The sequence below is a fragment of the Allopontixanthobacter confluentis genome (assembly GCF_009827615.1).
Lineage (GTDB): Bacteria > Pseudomonadota > Alphaproteobacteria > Sphingomonadales > Sphingomonadaceae > Allopontixanthobacter > Allopontixanthobacter confluentis.
This window is the reverse complement of record NZ_WTYU01000001.1, coordinates 1202199-1217883: the sequence shown is the minus strand read 5'-3', so window position 1 is coordinate 1217883 and position 15685 is coordinate 1202199. Positions and strand designations below refer to the sequence as shown.

Sequence of the window (15685 nt, the reverse complement as noted above, 5' to 3'; positions counted from 1 at the left end):
GCCACCAGCGGGGATGTTTCGTGCCCCCGCCGCCATCTGGCGCAGCCATATATCGCCCGTCTGGCGTGCGCCGCTGATCCATCTTGGCCTGGCATGGGCCATGCTGATGGCGCTGGCAGGGCATGACTGGGCGGTGATGTTTGACAAGTGGTGGAATGTTTCCACCTACAATCATGTCCTCTTTGTCCCCTTTATCGCGGGCTGGCTGGTGTGGACCCGAAGGGATCTGCTGGCCAGGCTGGCGCCTGCTGCGTGGTGGCCCGGCCTGGTGCTGGTGGCGGGCGCCCTGATGCTGTGGCTGCTGGGGACAGTGGGGGGCGTCAATACGGCCAGCCAGCTTGGCGCGGTCATGGCCTTGCAAGGGGCGCTGCTGGCGGTGCTGGGGCCGCGCATTGGTGCCGCATTGCTGTTCCCGCTTGCCTATCTGTTTTTTCTGGTCCCGTTTGGCGATGAACTGGTGCCGGCACTGCAAACAATTACGGCAAAGCTGGTCATTGTGCTTACGCACTGGAGCGGAATTCCTGCCGTAATCGACGGTGTGTTTATCGAAACACCCGGCGGATTGTTCGAAGTGGCAGAAGCCTGTTCGGGCGTGAAATTCCTCATCGCCATGGCGGCACTGGGCACGCTGGTTGCCAATGTCTGTTTCAAAAGCCTGCGCCGCCGCGCGGCATTCATGGCGGCGGCGATTATCCTGCCCATAATTGCCAACAGTATCAGGGCGTGGGGGACGATCTATATCGCCCAGTCACAGGGCATCGAATTTGCAGCGGGCTTCGATCACATCTTCTACGGGTGGATTTTCTTTGCCCTGGTGGTGCTGGCATTGCTCGCGGGGGCATGGCGCTGGTTTGACCGCGATCCCGATGATCTGGCACCGTCCATCGAGCCTATCATGGCATCGCCGCGCCTCGGCTGGCTTGCCAGCCACAGCATCACCAGCAGGCGCGCACTGGTAATTCTGGGCGCATTGGCTGCCGGGTTTTACGCCTGGTCTGCCACGGCATCGCGCATTGAAGCACAATTGCCGGTCTCCATCGAACTGCCAGCGGTGGCAGGATGGCAGCGCAGCGCTGACACGCCAGCTATCGCGTGGTCCCCGCGCGCCACAGGCGCTGGCCACCGCCTGTTGGGGCGCTATTCTGCCAATGGTGGCGCAACTGTTGATGTGTTTGTGGCATTATACGCCGCGCAGGATGATGGCCGCGAAGCCAGCGCTGCCGGCGAAGGGGCGCTGGTGCCGGGCACACAATGGCGGTGGCTGGACACAGGGCCAGTGATTGCCGGCGCCAATAGCGACTATCTGCTGGCCGATGGCCACGTCAAACGGCTGGCGCGCACATCCTACCGGAGCGGCAATGTGCTGACCGATAGCGCCGTGCGCCTGAAGCTGGCGGCGATGGTTGACAGGATGATGCTGCGCCGCCAGCCCACGATGATGCTCATCCTGTCTGCCGAAGACCAAGGCGGCGCTGATGCTGCGGCATCCATCGCGAAATTCAGGCAGGCCATGGGCGACGAGGGTGAATGGATGGACCGCATCGCCGGTCTTCGTTAGGGCGGCGATATGTGCGCAATTGCCGGAATTTTTCATTGCGAGACACCCAAGCCGGTTGACCCGCGCCGGGTTGAACGGATGTGCGACGCGCTGGCGCACCGCGGCCCAGATGGCGCGGGCGTATGGACAGCGCCGGGTGTCGGCCTTGGCCATCGCCGCCTGTCGATCATCGATCTGGCAGGATCGCCGCAGCCCATGCATTCTGCCGATGGCCGGGCGGTGATTGTCTTCAACGGTGAAATTTACAATTTCCGCGAACTGCGCGCCGAGCTTCAGGCTCTGGGCGCACAATTCCGGACAGATGGCGATACCGAAGTTATCCTGGCAGCATACCAGCAATGGGGGACAGACTGCCTTGCGCGCCTGCAGGGCATGTTTGCCTTTGCCGTGTATGATCTGGCGCGGCGCGAATTGTTTCTTGCCCGTGACCGGCTGGGCGTAAAACCGCTTTTTATGGCCCCTTTGAGCGATGGCAGCATTGCCTTTGCGTCCGAACTGAAGGGCCTTCTGGCGCATCCGCTATTGCGCCGCGAGGCAGACCCGCTGGCCGTGGAAGATTACCTGGCATGGGGGTATGTGCCGGATCATCGCAGCTTTCTCAAAAGTGTCCAGAAATTGCCGGCGGGCCATTTCCGCGTGTTGAAACAGGGCGCGCAGCCCACTGCCAGCGTCCAATGGTGGGATGTCAGTTTTGCCGACCGGCGCAAGGGGTCCACCATGGACCTGTCTGCCGAATTGCTGTACCACCTGCGTTCCGGCGTAGCGTCGCGCATGGTGGCAGATGTGCCTTTAGGCGCGTTCCTTTCTGGCGGGGTCGATTCCTCCAGCGTGGTTGCCCTGATGACTGAGGCAAGCGGTGAACAGGTGCAGACCTGTTCCATCGGGTTTGACGTCGAAGCGCTGGATGAAACAGCCTATGCGCAGCAGATTGCGCAGCTTTTCGGCACGCAGCACCATAGCCGCATGGTCGATCCGGATGATTTTGCCGCGATTGACCGGATTGCCGGCATATTCGACGAACCCTTCGCTGATGCGTCAGCCCTGCCCATGCTGCGGGTTTGCGAACTTGCACGGGAGCATGTGACTGTCGCCCTGTCCGGCGACGGGGCTGATGAGGCATTTGCTGGCTACCGGCGGCAGATATTTCACGCGCGCGAAGAGCAGGCCCGCTCGATTCTGCCCGCAGCCCTGCGCCAACCCGTGTTTGGCGCGCTGGGCCAGGCATGGCCCAAAGCTGATTGGGCGCCAAGGCCGCTGCGCGCCAAAAGCACATTGCTCGCCATGGCTGGCAGCGGCGAAGAAGGGTATGCCCGCGGCCTGTCCGTGGTGCCGCCGGAATTGCGGCAGGCGCTCTATTCCGATGCATTCCTGAAAACGCGCGGGGATTACCGGGCAGAACAGCCGCTGGTGCAATTGATGCGGGATGCGCCAGCGCGGTCAGGGCTGGACCGCGCGCAATATGCCGATCTCAAATTCTGGCTGCCGGGTGATATTCTGACCAAGGTTGACCGCACCAGCATGGCCGTCAGCCTGGAAGCGCGCGAGCCGCTGCTGGACCACCGGCTGATCGAATTTGCCGCCCAATTGCCTCACCGTCAGCGGATTCGCGGGCGGCAGGGCAAATGGCTGATGAAACACACCATGCAGCGTTATCTGCCGGACAATATCCTCTATCGCCAGAAACAGGGCTTCGTTACGCCGCTGGCCCAGTGGCTGCGCGGACCCCTGGCCGGACAGGCCCGCGCCATTGGCCGCAGTGCGGCTTTGGCGCGGACCGGCTGGTTCAATTCAAAACGGCTTTCCAGCCTTGCGGACGAGCATATTTCGGGCCGCAGCGATCATTCGCGGCTGCTGTGGCAATTGCTGATGCTGGACCGTTCGGTGGAACGGCTGGAGATTACCGGCTGACAGTCAGCGGGCCCAATAGCTAGCGGGCATCCACCATTACCAGTTCGGCATCGTCCAGCGCCTCAACCACGATCTGCGCTTCGCCGGTTATGGCAATGCCATCACGCGGCTGGGCTTCCTGCCCGTTCACGCGGATCCGGCCAGTTGGCGCGACCAGATATTGATGGCGGGCAGGGTCGGCCTCATACGTTGCGGTCTGGCCCTCGCCAAGTGTCGCAGCCAGCACCTTTGCATCTGCGCGGATGGACAGCGCATCATCGGTTTCTGCCGTGCCGCTGGCCACCACTTCCCATTGACCTGCACGAGCGCCGGTTGGAAATTCGCGTTGACCCCATGAAGGCTGGCCGCCGCGCTGGTCGGGCATGATCCAGATCTGGAACAGGGTGGTCGCTTCGTCTTCCACGTTAAATTCGGCATGGGTGATGCCGCTGCCCGCGCTCATCACCTGCACATCTCCTGCGCCGGTCCGGCCGCTGTTACCCAGCGAATCCTTGTGCGTAATCGCGCCAGTGCGGACAAAGGTCACAATTTCCATGTCGGAATGGGAATGCGGCGGAAAACCGCTTTGCGCCGCAATCGTGTCATCATTCCACACCCGGATCTGGCCCCAGCTCATCCGCTGCGGATCGTGATACTGGGCAAAGCTGAAGTGATGGCGAGCATCGAGCCAGCCGTGGTCGGCGGCACCAAGGGAGGCGAACGGGCGAATATCAATCATGAGACGTTCCACATCGGCGGGGTGTTGGCGCCGGAAGACCTGCTATTTCGGAAGGCAGGTCAGGGTTTTCAACCCTCTGTGCCGTGGCCGGTGGCCATATATTGCGCGCTCTGCATTTCCATCAGGCGGCTGACAGTGCGTTCAAATTCAAAACTGCCGTCGCCTGCGCGGTATAGATTTTCCGGCGGCGCAGCGGCAGTGACGAACAATTTGACCCGGTGTTCATAGAGCGCGTCAATCAGGGTGACAAAGCGGGCGGCTTCGTTGCGGTCTTCGGCCCCCATCACCGGAATGCCGACGATGATCACCGTATGATAGGTCTGCGCGATGGCGAGATAATCGGTCGCCCCGCGAGGCTCACCGCACAGGCGCTTGAAACTGAACACCGCCACGCCCTTCAGGCTTTTTGGCACCATCAGCGTCCGTCCGCCGCCCAGATCAAGTTCGCCCGATGGCACGTTGGCTTTATCTTCCGGCGGATAATCGGTGAGGCGGAAAAATGCCTCTGTCACTTGCGCGGTGGCCGCATCGCCCAGGGGTGAATGCCAGGTGGCAAGGCCCGCGAGCCGTTCCAGCCGGTAATCAACCGGACCGTTCAGCGGCAACACGTCCAGCCGCCGTGCGATCAGTTCGATGAACGGCAGGAAATGTTCGCGATTGAGGCCGTCCTTATACAGGTCTGACGGTGGACGATTGGACGTTGTCACGATCGTTACGCCTTCATCCACGATCAATGCGCGGAACAGCCGACTCATGATCATGGCATCAGCACTGTTGTTGACCACCATCTCGTCAAAGGCGAGGCAGCGCAAACCCTGGGCCAGCCGGGCGGCAACGGGGCCGATGGGGTCGCCGCTTTCGTTCTTGCGTTCTTCGCGCAGCAGGCGGTGGACTTCCAGCATGAAGGCATGAAAATGCGCGCGGCGCTTTTCCGGTATGTCCAGTGTCTGGTGAAACAGATCCATCAGCATGGACTTGCCGCGCCCGACACCGCCCCACATGTAAACGCCTTGTGGCTGTTCCGGTTTGCGGCCCAGCAATTTGCCGAAAAACCCCGCCTCGGGCTTTTCTTCCAGCTGCCTTTGCAACCGGTCCAGCCGGGCTGCGGCCTCGGCCTGTTCCGCATCGGCGCGCAATTCGCCTGCCGCGACAAGGGACTGGTAACGCGCCAGTAAGCCGGTCATGACGTCAGAGCGACCTTTTCGGGGACTTGCGCACGATGCCGGAAAATGATGCCACCTGATGGTCTTCCTGTTCCACCATACCGCGCATGAACATCATCCTGCCGGTTTCGCGCATCAGTTCCACCACCGCATCCAGCGGCTTGTCCACCTTGCCGGCGCCAATGAACTGGGTGGAAAGTTCCAGCGTGACCGCCATTCCCGCATCGCCGCTGCCCAGCGTGCGCATGGCGGCAAACAGGGAAATGTCGATCAGCGACAGGGTTACAGCCCCGTGGATCATTTCCTGCAAATTGGTGTGGCGCCGTTCCGGCATCATCCGCAGGCGGCATTTATCGCCTTCCCTGCGGGTTAGCAGACGGCCCATCACGGCGCCGTTAAAGCGCGTGTTATCGACCAGATCCCAGGTGTACCAACCCGGGTTGGCGGGGTCTTCGCGGTAATCGAAGAAGCCCGAATCTCCGTCAGTATGCAGCGCCACCGATCAGATTTGCCGTTCGGCCATCATCTTCTTGGTTTCGGCAATCGCCTTGGCCGGGGAAAGCCCCTTGGGGCAGACATTGGCGCAGTTCATGATGGTGTGGCAGCGATAGAGCTTGAACGGATCTTCCAGATCATCCAGCCGCTCGCCCGTCATTTCATCGCGGCTGTCGGCCAGCCAGCGATAGGCCTGCAGCAGGATGGCGGGGCCAAGGAACTTGTCCGAATTCCACCAGTAACTGGGGCAGGCGGTGGAACAGCAGGCACACAGGATGCATTCGTAAAGCCCGTCCAGCTTTTCCCGCTGTGCCGGCGTTTGCAGTCTTTCCTTGCCCGAAGGCGTGGTGCTGACCGTCTGCAGCCAGGGGCGGATCGACGCATATTGGGCGTAGAAATGCGTGAAATCGGGCACCAGATCCTTGATCACTTCCATATGCGGAAGCGGGGTGATGCGGATTTCTCCGCTCAGATCGTCCATGGCGGTGGTGCAGGCAAGGCCGTTCTTGCCATTCAAATTCATCGAGCAGGAACCGCAGATACCCTCGCGGCACGACCGGCGGAAGGTCAGCGACGGATCAATCTCGTTCTTGATCTTGATAAGGGCATCCAGCACCATCGGGCCGCAATCGTCCAGATCGATTTCGAACGTGTCGTACCGCGGGTTTTCACCCGTATCGGGATCATAGCGATAGATTTTGAATTTCTGCACACGGGCAGCGCCCTGGGCGCTGTGAGTACGGCCCTTGCCGTTGATCTTCGAGTTCTTCGGGAGGGTGAAAGTGGCCATTGGGAATGCTTTCTGTACTGCGTGCGGGTTCTATCTAGCGTCATTCTCGGCAAGGGCAAGGTGGGGCGTAGGAAGTGAACGGCCACAGGCCAAATTAGGTGCGACTGATAGAAGGGCAGATGGTTGCTCTTGCCTGCAATCAGGCAGCGGGCGATAGAGAATTATGGATGATACCCCCCAAGACAAGACCGCCGCTGTGTTCGGCGCTTCGGGAGGTATCGGCAGGGCCTTGTGCAGCCGGTTGCAGGAACGCGGATATACGCAGATTTTCGCCGGATCACGTGCGGGCGATACTGCCGCTGACGATGTCATCCGGCCATTTACATTTGATCTTGGCAGTGAAGCCAGCATCGAGGCTGCTGCCAAAGAGATGGCACATACGCCGCCCGATATCATTCTGGTGGCAACTGGTGTTCTAACGCTGGCGGACGGTGCCGGGCCGGAACGGTCGCTGCGCAATCTGAACCCAGAAGTGATGCGGCAGGTATTTCAACTCAACACGATCGGGCCAGCACTGGTGGCAAAACATATGCTGCCGCTGATGCCCCGCGAAAGGCGCTGTGTGTTTGCGGCTTTATCGGCACGGATAGGGTCAATCGGCGATAACCGCCTTGGCGGATGGCATTCCTACCGTGCGTCGAAAGCGGCGCTCAACATGCTGATCCGCAATTTCTCCATTGAAATGGCGCGGACCCATAAACAGGCCATCATCGTGGGGCTGCATCCCGGAACTGTGGATACGCAATTGTCACAGCCGTTTCAGGGCGGCCTGCCTGAAGGACAGTTACTGTCACCCGATCAATCAGCCGGCAGCCTGCTGGGCGTGATCGACACGCTTCTGCCGGCAGACAGCGGCCATGTTTTCGACTGGGCAGGCAAACCTGTACCAGCGTGACGCCTATACCAATGTGACAGTTTCCGGCGGTTTTGCCCTGTCGTCCCCGTAAAAGTCGCCCACTTGGCCTGACGGAGCTTCAGTCCATCAAGCCTTGGCGGCGAAGGCTTTCCGCCAGAATGGTCTCGATCAATTGCGACTGGGTCAGGCCAGCCAGCCTGGCAGCGCGGCCATAAACTTTTTCCGACCACAGATTGCAGTTGAGGTTGAGTTCGAGGAAGGTGACCTCGCCCGTTTCCTCGTTCACTCTGTATTCGAACCGGCCATAATCGAACGGGCGATATTCACCCCATAATTTCTGCGTATATTCCGTGATCCTGGCCGACATTTCAGGATTTTCAAACGGGTCGAGCGAGTATTTCTGGCTGCGGTCCACCAGATCGCGCTTCTCGTAATAGGTGCGCAAATGGGCAGGATCTGCCTGGCGGAAAATCAGCATTGGCAGAATGACAGGATCGCCAATGGTAATGACCGGAACTTCCACGTCGCTGCCGTCGAGGAATGGTTCGACGATGGCGTCATGCTTGTCGTCATGAATTTCCTGGATTGCCGCGCGCACCCCTGTCCAGTCAGTGGCGTCATGCACGCCCCAACTGGCTGACGATGCGTTGGGCTTGATTACGTAGCGTTCAGCCGCGGGGCATTTTGCTGCGTCCACCGGCGCGCCGCGCCGATAGATTGCCCATGGCGCGGTTGGCACGCCTGCGTCCACCGCGGCCCGTTTTGCCAGATGCTTATCATCCGATAATCCGCGCAGGATCGGGCTGGCACCCAGAAAGGGGATCCCCAGACGCGTACACAACAGGGGGCCGAGCATTTCGGAATTGAAAAAACCTGCCCGGTTCAGCAGCGGAAAGACAAAATCCACCTCAGGCTTTTCGAACAGCACTTCGAACCGATCGGCCAGTGTCAGGTTGAGGCCCAGATCTTCCAGAATGCCGCGCACTTCATGATGATAGACGGCATGGTTGCCATCTTCGGGGTGCGGTGTGCCGTCGCCCAGCGCATGCTTGGCAATGAACATGATACGCAGGCGATCCTTGGTTGCCTGGTCAATCGTGAGCGGGGTGATTTCTAAAGCCAAAATAGGCACCTTCAATTGCTTTAAACCGCCCTTTAGGTCTGCTAACGGGCGGTTCCAAGCAGAATTCTGGGAAGACGCCCACATGGCAACCGATTTTCCGGACTTTGCTCCGGATGTAAAATTGTCCGATGCAGGCCGGCAGGCCATCGCTCTTTTGTCCAGCGGGGGCGATGCGCGCATCACTCTCGATCCGCAAACGGGCCTTAATCGCTATATGTCTGCGCCCTATCCGCGCACCGCTCTGGCCTTTGCTTCATCCACCGCAAACGATCTGTCGAAAGGCGCATTCGATCATGTGGTCGGCATCGTAGAAAACGGCATGGGTGCTTACAGCCAGCGCCTTGCCACGCTGCGGCGGCGGATTTGCAGCGCCTATGCCATAGGTGACGGGGCAGAAGTGGTCTTCGCGCCGTCCGGGACAGATCTGGAATATGTCGCGCTTGCGGCAGTAACGGGCCGCTGCGCCGGGGGCATCCACAATATCCTGCTGGGCGCAGATGAAGTGGGGCGCGGCTGTGTCCATTCCGCCAATGGTGATTATTTCGCCAGCGAAACCGCCTTGGGAACTGCGACAGAGCCGAAACACTCCGTCGAAGGGCTGGAAAATGTCAGCCTGACCGATATTGCCGTGCGCTGCGAAGAAGGAATTGCGCGCGAAAGCAGCGAGATCCTGGAAGCTGTCATCAGCGAACTCAATCGGGCCCGGGCCATGGGCAAACATGCGCTGGTCCATGTGGTGCATGGTTCCAAAACCGGGCTGATCCTGCCGCAGGGCGAAGAGTTGGACCGGCTGCAAGCTGAATTTCCGGGACAGTTCACGCTGGTGGTCGATGCCTGCCAGGCCCGTATCGCCAGTGCAGCGGTGCACCAATATCTGGAACGCGGAGCGATTGTGTTCCTGACCGGCTCCAAATTCATGGGCGGCCCTCCGTTCAGCGGTTTTGCCATATTACCTGAAGCGATGGTGCATGACGCTGCGCCATTGCCAGCAGGTTTCAGCACCATTTTTCGCCGTGCCGAATGGCCCGCCGGCTGGGCCGGTACCGACATATTGAGCGATGACGAAAATCAGGGACTGGCTTTGCGGCTGGAAGCGTCAATCTTTGAGCTCGAGCAATTCCAGCGTCTGCCTGTGGCACAGGTTTACGCAGTTATCGCCAGTTTCCAGCGCGCGCTTGCCACCACGCTGCTGCAGCCATTCGGTTTTGCGCTGGTCAAACCCTATCCTGATGGGGAGGAATCCGAAGCGCGCGAACACCCCATTGAAATGCTGACCCTGGCCACGCTGGATGTCAGCGCTCTGCCCTGTGCGCGGACTTTCGAACAGGCTGAAACCCTGCACCGGACACTGGCGCTTTCAGGCGTCCGCCTTGGCCAACCGGTTAAAAGTGTGCGGACCACCGATGGCGCATGGGCAGGAACATTGCGGGTAGGGCTATCGATGGGGCAGATCAGCCGCTGGTCTTTGCTTTCACCGGATGAGCAGTTTGCCGCCATTTCAGCGGACTTGCAGCAGGTAGCGCAGGCGATCGAAAACGCAGCAGTAGTGGCCTGAGCCTGCCATCTGATCCAGCCATCTGACACCTGGCATAGTTGGCTGGCATCTAATTTCGCAGGCCGGTGTACCTATGATCAGGGCGTTCGGTATATTTCGGCCATGGATTTTCCCCCTGTTGCAGCGCATGATGCCCCGCGTGGTCGGCAAGGTGAGGGGGCAGTCATGGGTTTGGCAAAGTGGTGGGACAAGCATGGTGTGCCGCGCATTATCAAGGTGGCGTGCGGCGCGCCGCAGATCATGAAACTGCGCTCCCAATTGATTCCCAAGGCGCAAGGGGATGTGTTTGAACTGGGCTGCGGCGGCGGCATCAACCAGCAATTCTACCGCGCTGATGCCATCACCAGCTATGCCGGGATCGACCCGGGGGAAAAACTGCTGGAATATGCGCGCGGCGAGGCGGAGAAAAAGGGCTGGAAAGCCGACATTCGCGGCGGCATCGGCGAAGATATTCCGTTTGAAAGCGAGAGTTTCGACACAGTAGTCTGCACTTACACGTTGTGTTCGGTGCAATCGCCCCAACAAGTGCTGCAGGAAATGCGTCGCATATTGCGGCCCGGCGGGACATTGCTGTTTCTCGAACATGGCCGCGCGCCAGATGCCGATGTCGCCAAATGGCAGGACCGGATCGAACCGTTCTGGAAACCTGTTGCAGGTGGCTGCCATCTTACCCGCCCGATTACCAGTGCGGTGACGGATGCAGGGTTTGCGGTGCAACCCATGGGCGCGCAATACACGCCCAAGACACCGCGCTGGGCAGGCTGGATGGAGTGGGGATCAGCGGTAAAAAACGGGTGACACGCAAGGACTGGAGTGTTGCTTGTTCTGTACGGCTTATCGTTTGTTACGCCCTAGCATCCTTGTGGAGGAAAGCGAAGATCAGGCACCTGATGGGCGGATCGCGAATTGCCATGTGAAGCGTCGGCGCCATGACGGGCAAAATCATGGACATTGCCGATATGCCCTATGGTGACCGGCAGGGTGGTGTGATGACCCGTCAGGAAACATATGGTGGATATTGCAGCGTTTTAGGGAGGCCGCCTATTTCTAGCGGTTCAGCACAGCACATAAAAAAGGCCCCCGTTCCGGCAGGAAAGGGGGCCTTTTTATTGTTTGACTGTCTTAGCCGAAAGTGCGTTGCCACCAGCCGCCGCGGCGCGGTGTGTCGGCCTGCTCGGCAGGAGCACTTTCCTCGACCGTTTGCTGGGCGGTGTCAGCCTTTTCGGCCGCTTTGGCAGCAGTTTTAGGAGCGGTTTTCGGAGCAGCCCGCTTGCGCGCCGGCTTTGGCTCAGCCTGTGGTGCAGCAGCCTCTGGCGCTACATCCGCTGTGGATGCGGCATCAGCCGGGGCAGCAGCCGCAGGCTTTTTGCGGCTGGCACGCTTTGGCTTTTCAGCAACCGGCGCATCCTGCCCTGCTGCCGTTTCCGCTTCATTTGCAGACTCGGCCACTTTCTTGCGGCTGCGGGCTGCGCGCTTGGGCTTTTCAGCAGCGATTGCGTCAGCTTCGTCAGCAGGCGCTGCTTCCTCTTCGACAACTTTTCTGCTGCGCGAACGGCGCTTGGGCTTGGCGGTTTCTGCTGCCGCAACTTCTGCGGTTTCAGGAGCGCCATCAGGACCGGAAACGACCGCCATGTCGTCCTTCACCTGATCGGCAATGGCGCCAAGATTGGCGGCATCCTGCGGCGTGAAATCGCGGTCGGTCCGGGTGTTTTCAGACCCTTCTTCGCCATTATTTTCGCCGCTATTTTCGCCGCCATTTTCAGCGCCATTTTCACCCTCACCGCGGCCACGGCCACGACGGCGGCGTCCACCACGGCGGCGGCGTTTCTTCGGGCGTTCCTCGCCATCATCGTCATGCTCTGTTGTCTGGGCAGGCGAAGATGCAGCATTTTCGATCTGGCTGTCTTCGTCAACCGAACCGGTCTGTGCAGCATCCTGATCGTCTGATGGACGCTTGCGGCCTCGGCCACCACGGCGGCGGCGACGGCGCTTGTTTTCGCCATCTTCATCGTCGCTGTCCGTCTGATCTCGGCCCGCATCACGGCCCTGATTTCGGCCCAGATCACCGCGATTTCCACGATCATTCCGATCGTCGCCATCGTTGTTGTCTTCTTCTTCCGCGTCATCCTCTTCGATGATGTCACTGTCATCATCTTCATCGATCACGATAGGCGCGAATTTGGGAGCTTCGGTGGGGCGCGGGCCAGAACTGCTGACCGCCATCTTGGCGCCTTCGTCCTCGCCTTCCGGCACGACTTGCACCGTCACACCGTAACGGTCCTCGATCTCGGTCAGATCGGCGCGTTTGGTGTTGAGCATATAGACCGCAGCTTCGGTGCTGGCAGACAGGGTGATGATGGTGCCGCGGCCCTTGGCTGCTTCATCCTCGATCAGGCGCAGGGCAGAAAGACCGGCGCTGGACGCGGTGCGGACAAGGCCGGTGCCATCACAATGCGGACAATCGCGCGTGGTGGCTTCCAATACGCCGGTACGCAGGCGCTGGCGGCTCATTTCCATCAGGCCGAAACCGGAAATGCGGCCCACCTGGATGCGGGCACGGTCGTTCTTGAGCGCGTCCTTCATCGCCTTTTCAACCTTACGGACGTTGGAATTATATTCCATGTCGATAAAGTCGATCACGACCAGACCGGCCATGTCGCGCAGGCGCAACTGGCGGGCAATTTCGCGGGCAGCCTCAAGGTTGGTGGCAGTCGCGGTCGCTTCAATCCCGTGTTCCTTGGTGGAACGGCCGGAGTTGATGTCGATCGACACCAGCGCTTCGGTCGGGTTGATAACCAGATATCCGCCAGATTTCAGCTGCACCACCGGATCATACATGGCCCGCAGCTGGTCTTCCGCGCCAAAGCGCTGGAACAGCGGCACAGGGTCGGAATAGGCTTTTACCCGGCGTGCATGGCTGGGCATCAGCAGCTTCATGAATTCCTTGGCAGCCTTGTACCCGCCTTCACCTTCGACCACGACCTCTTCGATTTCGCGGTTGTAGATGTCGCGGATGGCGCGCTTGATCAGGTCACTGTCCGAATGGATCAGGGCAGGGGCGCTTGACCCCAATGTGCGGTCGCGAATTTCGTCCCACAGGCGGGCGAGGTAATCAAAGTCACGCTTGATTTCGGTCTTGGTGCGCGACAGGCCGGCAGTTCGGACGATCAGGCCCATGTTGCGTGGCAGGCTGAGGTCTGAAACCACCTGCTTCAAACGCTTGCGATCCTGCGCGCTGGAAATCTTGCGCGAAATGCCGCCGCCGTGGCTGCTGTTGGGCATCAGCACGGTGTAACGGCCGGCAAGGCTGAGATAGGTGGTAAGTGCCGCGCCCTTGTTGCCGCGTTCTTCCTTGACCACCTGAACCAGCAGCACCTGGCGGCGCTGGATTACGTCCTGGATCTTGTAACGGCGGCGCAGCGCCATGCGCTTGGCACGGGCTTCATCCACGGCCTTGGCACGGCTCTTGTTGCCGCCGCGGCCACGGCCCTTGGTCCGGCGCGCACGGCCACGGCCGCCGCGTGAATTGCCATTCTCGTCGCTGTCAGAGCCGTCGTCATCGTCGCTGTCATCATCGTCATCATCATCGTCGCCATCCAGATGGCCTTCTTCGATGGTGGACACCTTGTCTTTTTCAGATGTGTCGATTTCTTCGAGGCCGTCTTCGGCAAGGTCTTCGACCAGTGCTTCGGAGGATTCGTCTTCCGCGTCATATTCGTCGCCGGGAAGATTGCCTTCATCTTCTTCGGCAGCGCGCAGGGCGGCTTCTTCCTCGGCAGCCTCGGCTTCTTCGGCCAGCAGCGCCTCACGATCCTCTTTCGGGATCTGGTAATAGTCAGGGTGAATTTCGCTGAAGGCGAGGAAGCCGTGGCGGTTTCCGCCGAAGTCGACGAATGCCGCCTGCAGCGAAGGTTCCACACGGGTTACCTTGGCGAGATAGATATTACCTTTGATCTGCTTGTGTTCAGCAGATTCAAAGTCGAATTCCTCAATCCGGTTTCCCTTGAGGACCGCCACCCGGGTTTCTTCCGAGTGGCGCGCATCGATTAGCATGCGCGTTGCCATTATAGTGTCTCCAGGCGCAACCGGGCGGACCATGGTCTGAAACCATGCCAGCCAGTGAGTTGCGCGCCATTATGTGAAAACCGCCCGGCCCATGAGGACGTGCGGCAATATGAAAACGGCCCGCACGCAATTTCGCGTCGGACCGGGGTGATGTGTCTGCAATGTCGGGAATGCGCTTTGTTAGCGCTGCCTGACCGGCCCATACCCCGACGCAGCGCAGCGGCTGTATCGTAGGGGTGGCGGGGAGGCTTCTCATCTATGCATCAACCTGTAAATGCGACGGGCATGACGCCCGCAGCCGGTTCCGGCTGTCCTTTCATCAGGTGAAGCGCAAGTCGCACAGCCCCGGTTTGAAAGAACGGTTTACCGGTGCAAGGCAGCTAGCACTGTGCGTTTCGTTGAGCAACCATATTGCGCATCACCCCCGCAACATCGTAACGATGGCGCGCAATGTCACTGCGCGCTCAACTCTGGCTGATTTTTCTGGTGCCCCTGGCGATTGTCGCCGGGGTGCTGGGTTTTGGGCTGACTGTGCCTGTTCCGTATCTGGGCAGGGATTATGTCCTGCGCCTGATTTTGCCAGAAGGCGGCGAGCCGGTCGGCCTGCCGAAAATCTACGGCCCGCAGGACAAAAGCCGGCCCTTGCTGGTGATTGACCCGGGGCATGGCGGCAGGGACCCCGGTGCCAGCGGTGTCGGGTTCAAGGAAAAAGGGCTGGTTCTTGATCTGGCCAAAGCCCTGCGTGACCAGCTGGTGGAAGAAGGTGGTATCCGCGTTGCGCTGACGCGGGAGGATGACCGGTTTCTGGTACTAGGCGAAAGGTTCGAGATTGCCCGGCGTCTGGATGCAGACCTGTTCCTGTCCATTCACGGCGATTCTGCCGGTGACCCTGCGGATGATGGAAACGGGGCCAGCGGTGCCAGTATCTACACCCTGTCGCAAAAAGCGTCGAGCGGCGCTGCGGCGCGGTTTGCGGCGCGCGAAAACAGTGCCGATGCCATCAACGGCGTGGTGCTTGATGACCGCAATGCCGATGTGAATGCCATTCTGGTGGAATTGTCCCAGCGGCGCGTGATCGAAGATGCGGCGGAATTTGCGCGGCTGATTGTGCGCGAAGGCACAGGCAGGCTGGTTTTTCACCCGCAGCCGCGCCGTTCGGCGTCACTGGTGGTGCTCAAGGCGCCGGATGTCCCGTCAATCCTGTTCGAATCGGGATATATCACCAACCCTGACGATGCCGCCCGTCTGGCATCCCCTGCCGGCCAGCAGGAATTTGCCCAGACAATGGCCCGCGCTGTGCGGATTTATTTCGCCCGACAGGCAGATAATTAGGCCATGTGCCGAACCCTTATTTCCGCGCCAGCACGCTCACCCCATCTGACCCACCGTGGCTGACACAGTGTTGAATGGCGCTGGCATCTGACGAAACCCCCGTGCTAGAGGCTTCGACCAAT

General features: G+C 60.1%; 12 protein-coding genes. 6 read left to right on the top strand and 6 right to left on the bottom strand.

What is annotated here, in order from left to right; all coding sequences use genetic code 11:
• Window positions 1-13 precede the first annotated feature (13 nt).
• Window positions 14-1558, top strand: a complete 1545-nt coding sequence (gene xrtA / locus GRI44_RS05740) for an exosortase A (RefSeq protein WP_160600436.1) — start codon at window positions 14-16, stop codon at window positions 1556-1558.
• Between the two features lie 9 nt (window positions 1559-1567).
• Window positions 1568-3466, top strand: coding sequence for an XrtA/PEP-CTERM system amidotransferase (locus GRI44_RS05735; protein WP_160600435.1), 1899 nt, complete (start codon window positions 1568-1570; stop codon window positions 3464-3466).
• Window positions 3467-3485: 19 nt separating this feature from the next.
• On the opposite strand, the gene GRI44_RS05730 is transcribed toward GRI44_RS05735, so the two are convergent.
• From GRI44_RS05730 to GRI44_RS05715, 4 genes are all read right to left on the bottom strand, one after another.
• Window positions 3486-4184, bottom strand: coding sequence for a pirin family protein (locus GRI44_RS05730; RefSeq protein ID WP_160600434.1), 699 nt, complete (start codon window positions 4182-4184; stop codon window positions 3486-3488).
• A gap of 68 nt (window positions 4185-4252) precedes the next feature.
• Window positions 4253-5368 carry a cell division protein ZapE gene (zapE, locus tag GRI44_RS05725; RefSeq protein WP_160600433.1) on the bottom strand — a complete coding sequence of 372 codons (1116 nt, stop codon included), beginning with the start codon at window positions 5366-5368 and terminating at the stop codon, window positions 4253-4255.
• A gap of 4 nt (window positions 5369-5372) precedes the next feature.
• Window positions 5373-5846: a PaaI family thioesterase gene (locus GRI44_RS05720; RefSeq protein WP_332872367.1), complete on the bottom strand. Its 474-nt coding sequence runs from the start codon at window positions 5844-5846 to the stop codon at window positions 5373-5375.
• 3 nt (window positions 5847-5849) lie between these two features.
• A complete protein-coding gene (locus GRI44_RS05715) occupies window positions 5850-6632 on the bottom strand; it encodes a succinate dehydrogenase iron-sulfur subunit (protein WP_160600432.1) in 783 nt (260 codons plus the stop codon).
• A gap of 163 nt (window positions 6633-6795) precedes the next feature.
• On the opposite strand from GRI44_RS05715, the gene GRI44_RS05710 reads away from it, so the two are divergent.
• A complete protein-coding gene (locus tag GRI44_RS05710) occupies window positions 6796-7527 on the top strand; it encodes an SDR family NAD(P)-dependent oxidoreductase (RefSeq protein WP_160600431.1) in 732 nt (243 codons plus the stop codon).
• Between the two features lie 79 nt (window positions 7528-7606).
• Here the strand turns inward: GRI44_RS05710 and GRI44_RS05705 are convergent, their stop codons facing one another.
• Window positions 7607-8611 (bottom strand): D-alanine--D-alanine ligase family protein, encoded by a 1005-nt coding sequence (locus GRI44_RS05705; protein ID WP_232842978.1) that lies wholly within the window; start codon window positions 8609-8611, stop codon window positions 7607-7609.
• Between the two features lie 82 nt (window positions 8612-8693).
• Between GRI44_RS05705 and GRI44_RS05700 the strand changes: the two genes are divergently transcribed.
• Together GRI44_RS05700 and GRI44_RS05695 are read left to right on the top strand one after the other, a co-directional pair.
• Window positions 8694-10166: a hypothetical protein gene (locus tag GRI44_RS05700; RefSeq protein ID WP_160600429.1), complete on the top strand. Its 1473-nt coding sequence runs from the start codon at window positions 8694-8696 to the stop codon at window positions 10164-10166.
• Between the two features lie 165 nt (window positions 10167-10331).
• Window positions 10332-10964: a class I SAM-dependent methyltransferase gene (locus GRI44_RS05695; protein ID WP_160600428.1), complete on the top strand. Its 633-nt coding sequence runs from the start codon at window positions 10332-10334 to the stop codon at window positions 10962-10964.
• A gap of 324 nt (window positions 10965-11288) precedes the next feature.
• Here GRI44_RS05695 and GRI44_RS05690 read toward each other — a convergent pair whose 3' ends face one another.
• Window positions 11289-14231 (bottom strand): Rne/Rng family ribonuclease, encoded by a 2943-nt coding sequence (locus GRI44_RS05690; RefSeq protein WP_160600427.1) that lies wholly within the window; start codon window positions 14229-14231, stop codon window positions 11289-11291.
• A 450-nt stretch (window positions 14232-14681) separates the two neighbouring features.
• On the opposite strand from GRI44_RS05690, the gene GRI44_RS05685 reads away from it, so the two are divergent.
• A complete protein-coding gene (locus GRI44_RS05685; RefSeq protein ID WP_160600426.1) occupies window positions 14682-15563 on the top strand; it encodes an N-acetylmuramoyl-L-alanine amidase family protein in 882 nt (293 codons plus the stop codon).
• Window positions 15564-15685 lie beyond the last annotated feature (122 nt).

Excerpts from the sequence above, each read along its gene's own strand:
- zapE (WP_160600433.1), bottom strand. The coding sequence starts at position 5,368 with ATGACCGGCTTACTGGCGCGTTACCAGTCCCTTGTCGCGGCAGGCGAA.
- GRI44_RS05715 (WP_160600432.1), bottom strand. The coding sequence starts at position 6,632 with ATGGCCACTTTCACCCTCCCGAAGAACTCGAAGATCAACGGCAAGGGC.
- GRI44_RS05690 (WP_160600427.1), bottom strand. The coding sequence starts at position 14,231 with ATGGCAACGCGCATGCTAATCGATGCGCGCCACTCGGAAGAAACCCGG.
- GRI44_RS05695 (WP_160600428.1), top strand. The coding sequence starts at position 10,332 with ATGGGTTTGGCAAAGTGGTGGGACAAGCATGGTGTGCCGCGCATTATC.
- xrtA (WP_160600436.1), top strand. The coding sequence starts at position 14 with ATGTTTCGTGCCCCCGCCGCCATCTGGCGCAGCCATATATCGCCCGTC.
- GRI44_RS05730 (WP_160600434.1), bottom strand. The coding sequence starts at position 4,184 with ATGATTGATATTCGCCCGTTCGCCTCCCTTGGTGCCGCCGACCACGGC.
- GRI44_RS05685 (WP_160600426.1), top strand. The coding sequence starts at position 14,682 with ATGTCACTGCGCGCTCAACTCTGGCTGATTTTTCTGGTGCCCCTGGCG.
- GRI44_RS05700 (WP_160600429.1), top strand. The coding sequence starts at position 8,694 with ATGGCAACCGATTTTCCGGACTTTGCTCCGGATGTAAAATTGTCCGAT.
- GRI44_RS05710 (WP_160600431.1), top strand. The coding sequence starts at position 6,796 with ATGGATGATACCCCCCAAGACAAGACCGCCGCTGTGTTCGGCGCTTCG.
- GRI44_RS05735 (WP_160600435.1), top strand. The coding sequence starts at position 1,568 with ATGTGCGCAATTGCCGGAATTTTTCATTGCGAGACACCCAAGCCGGTT.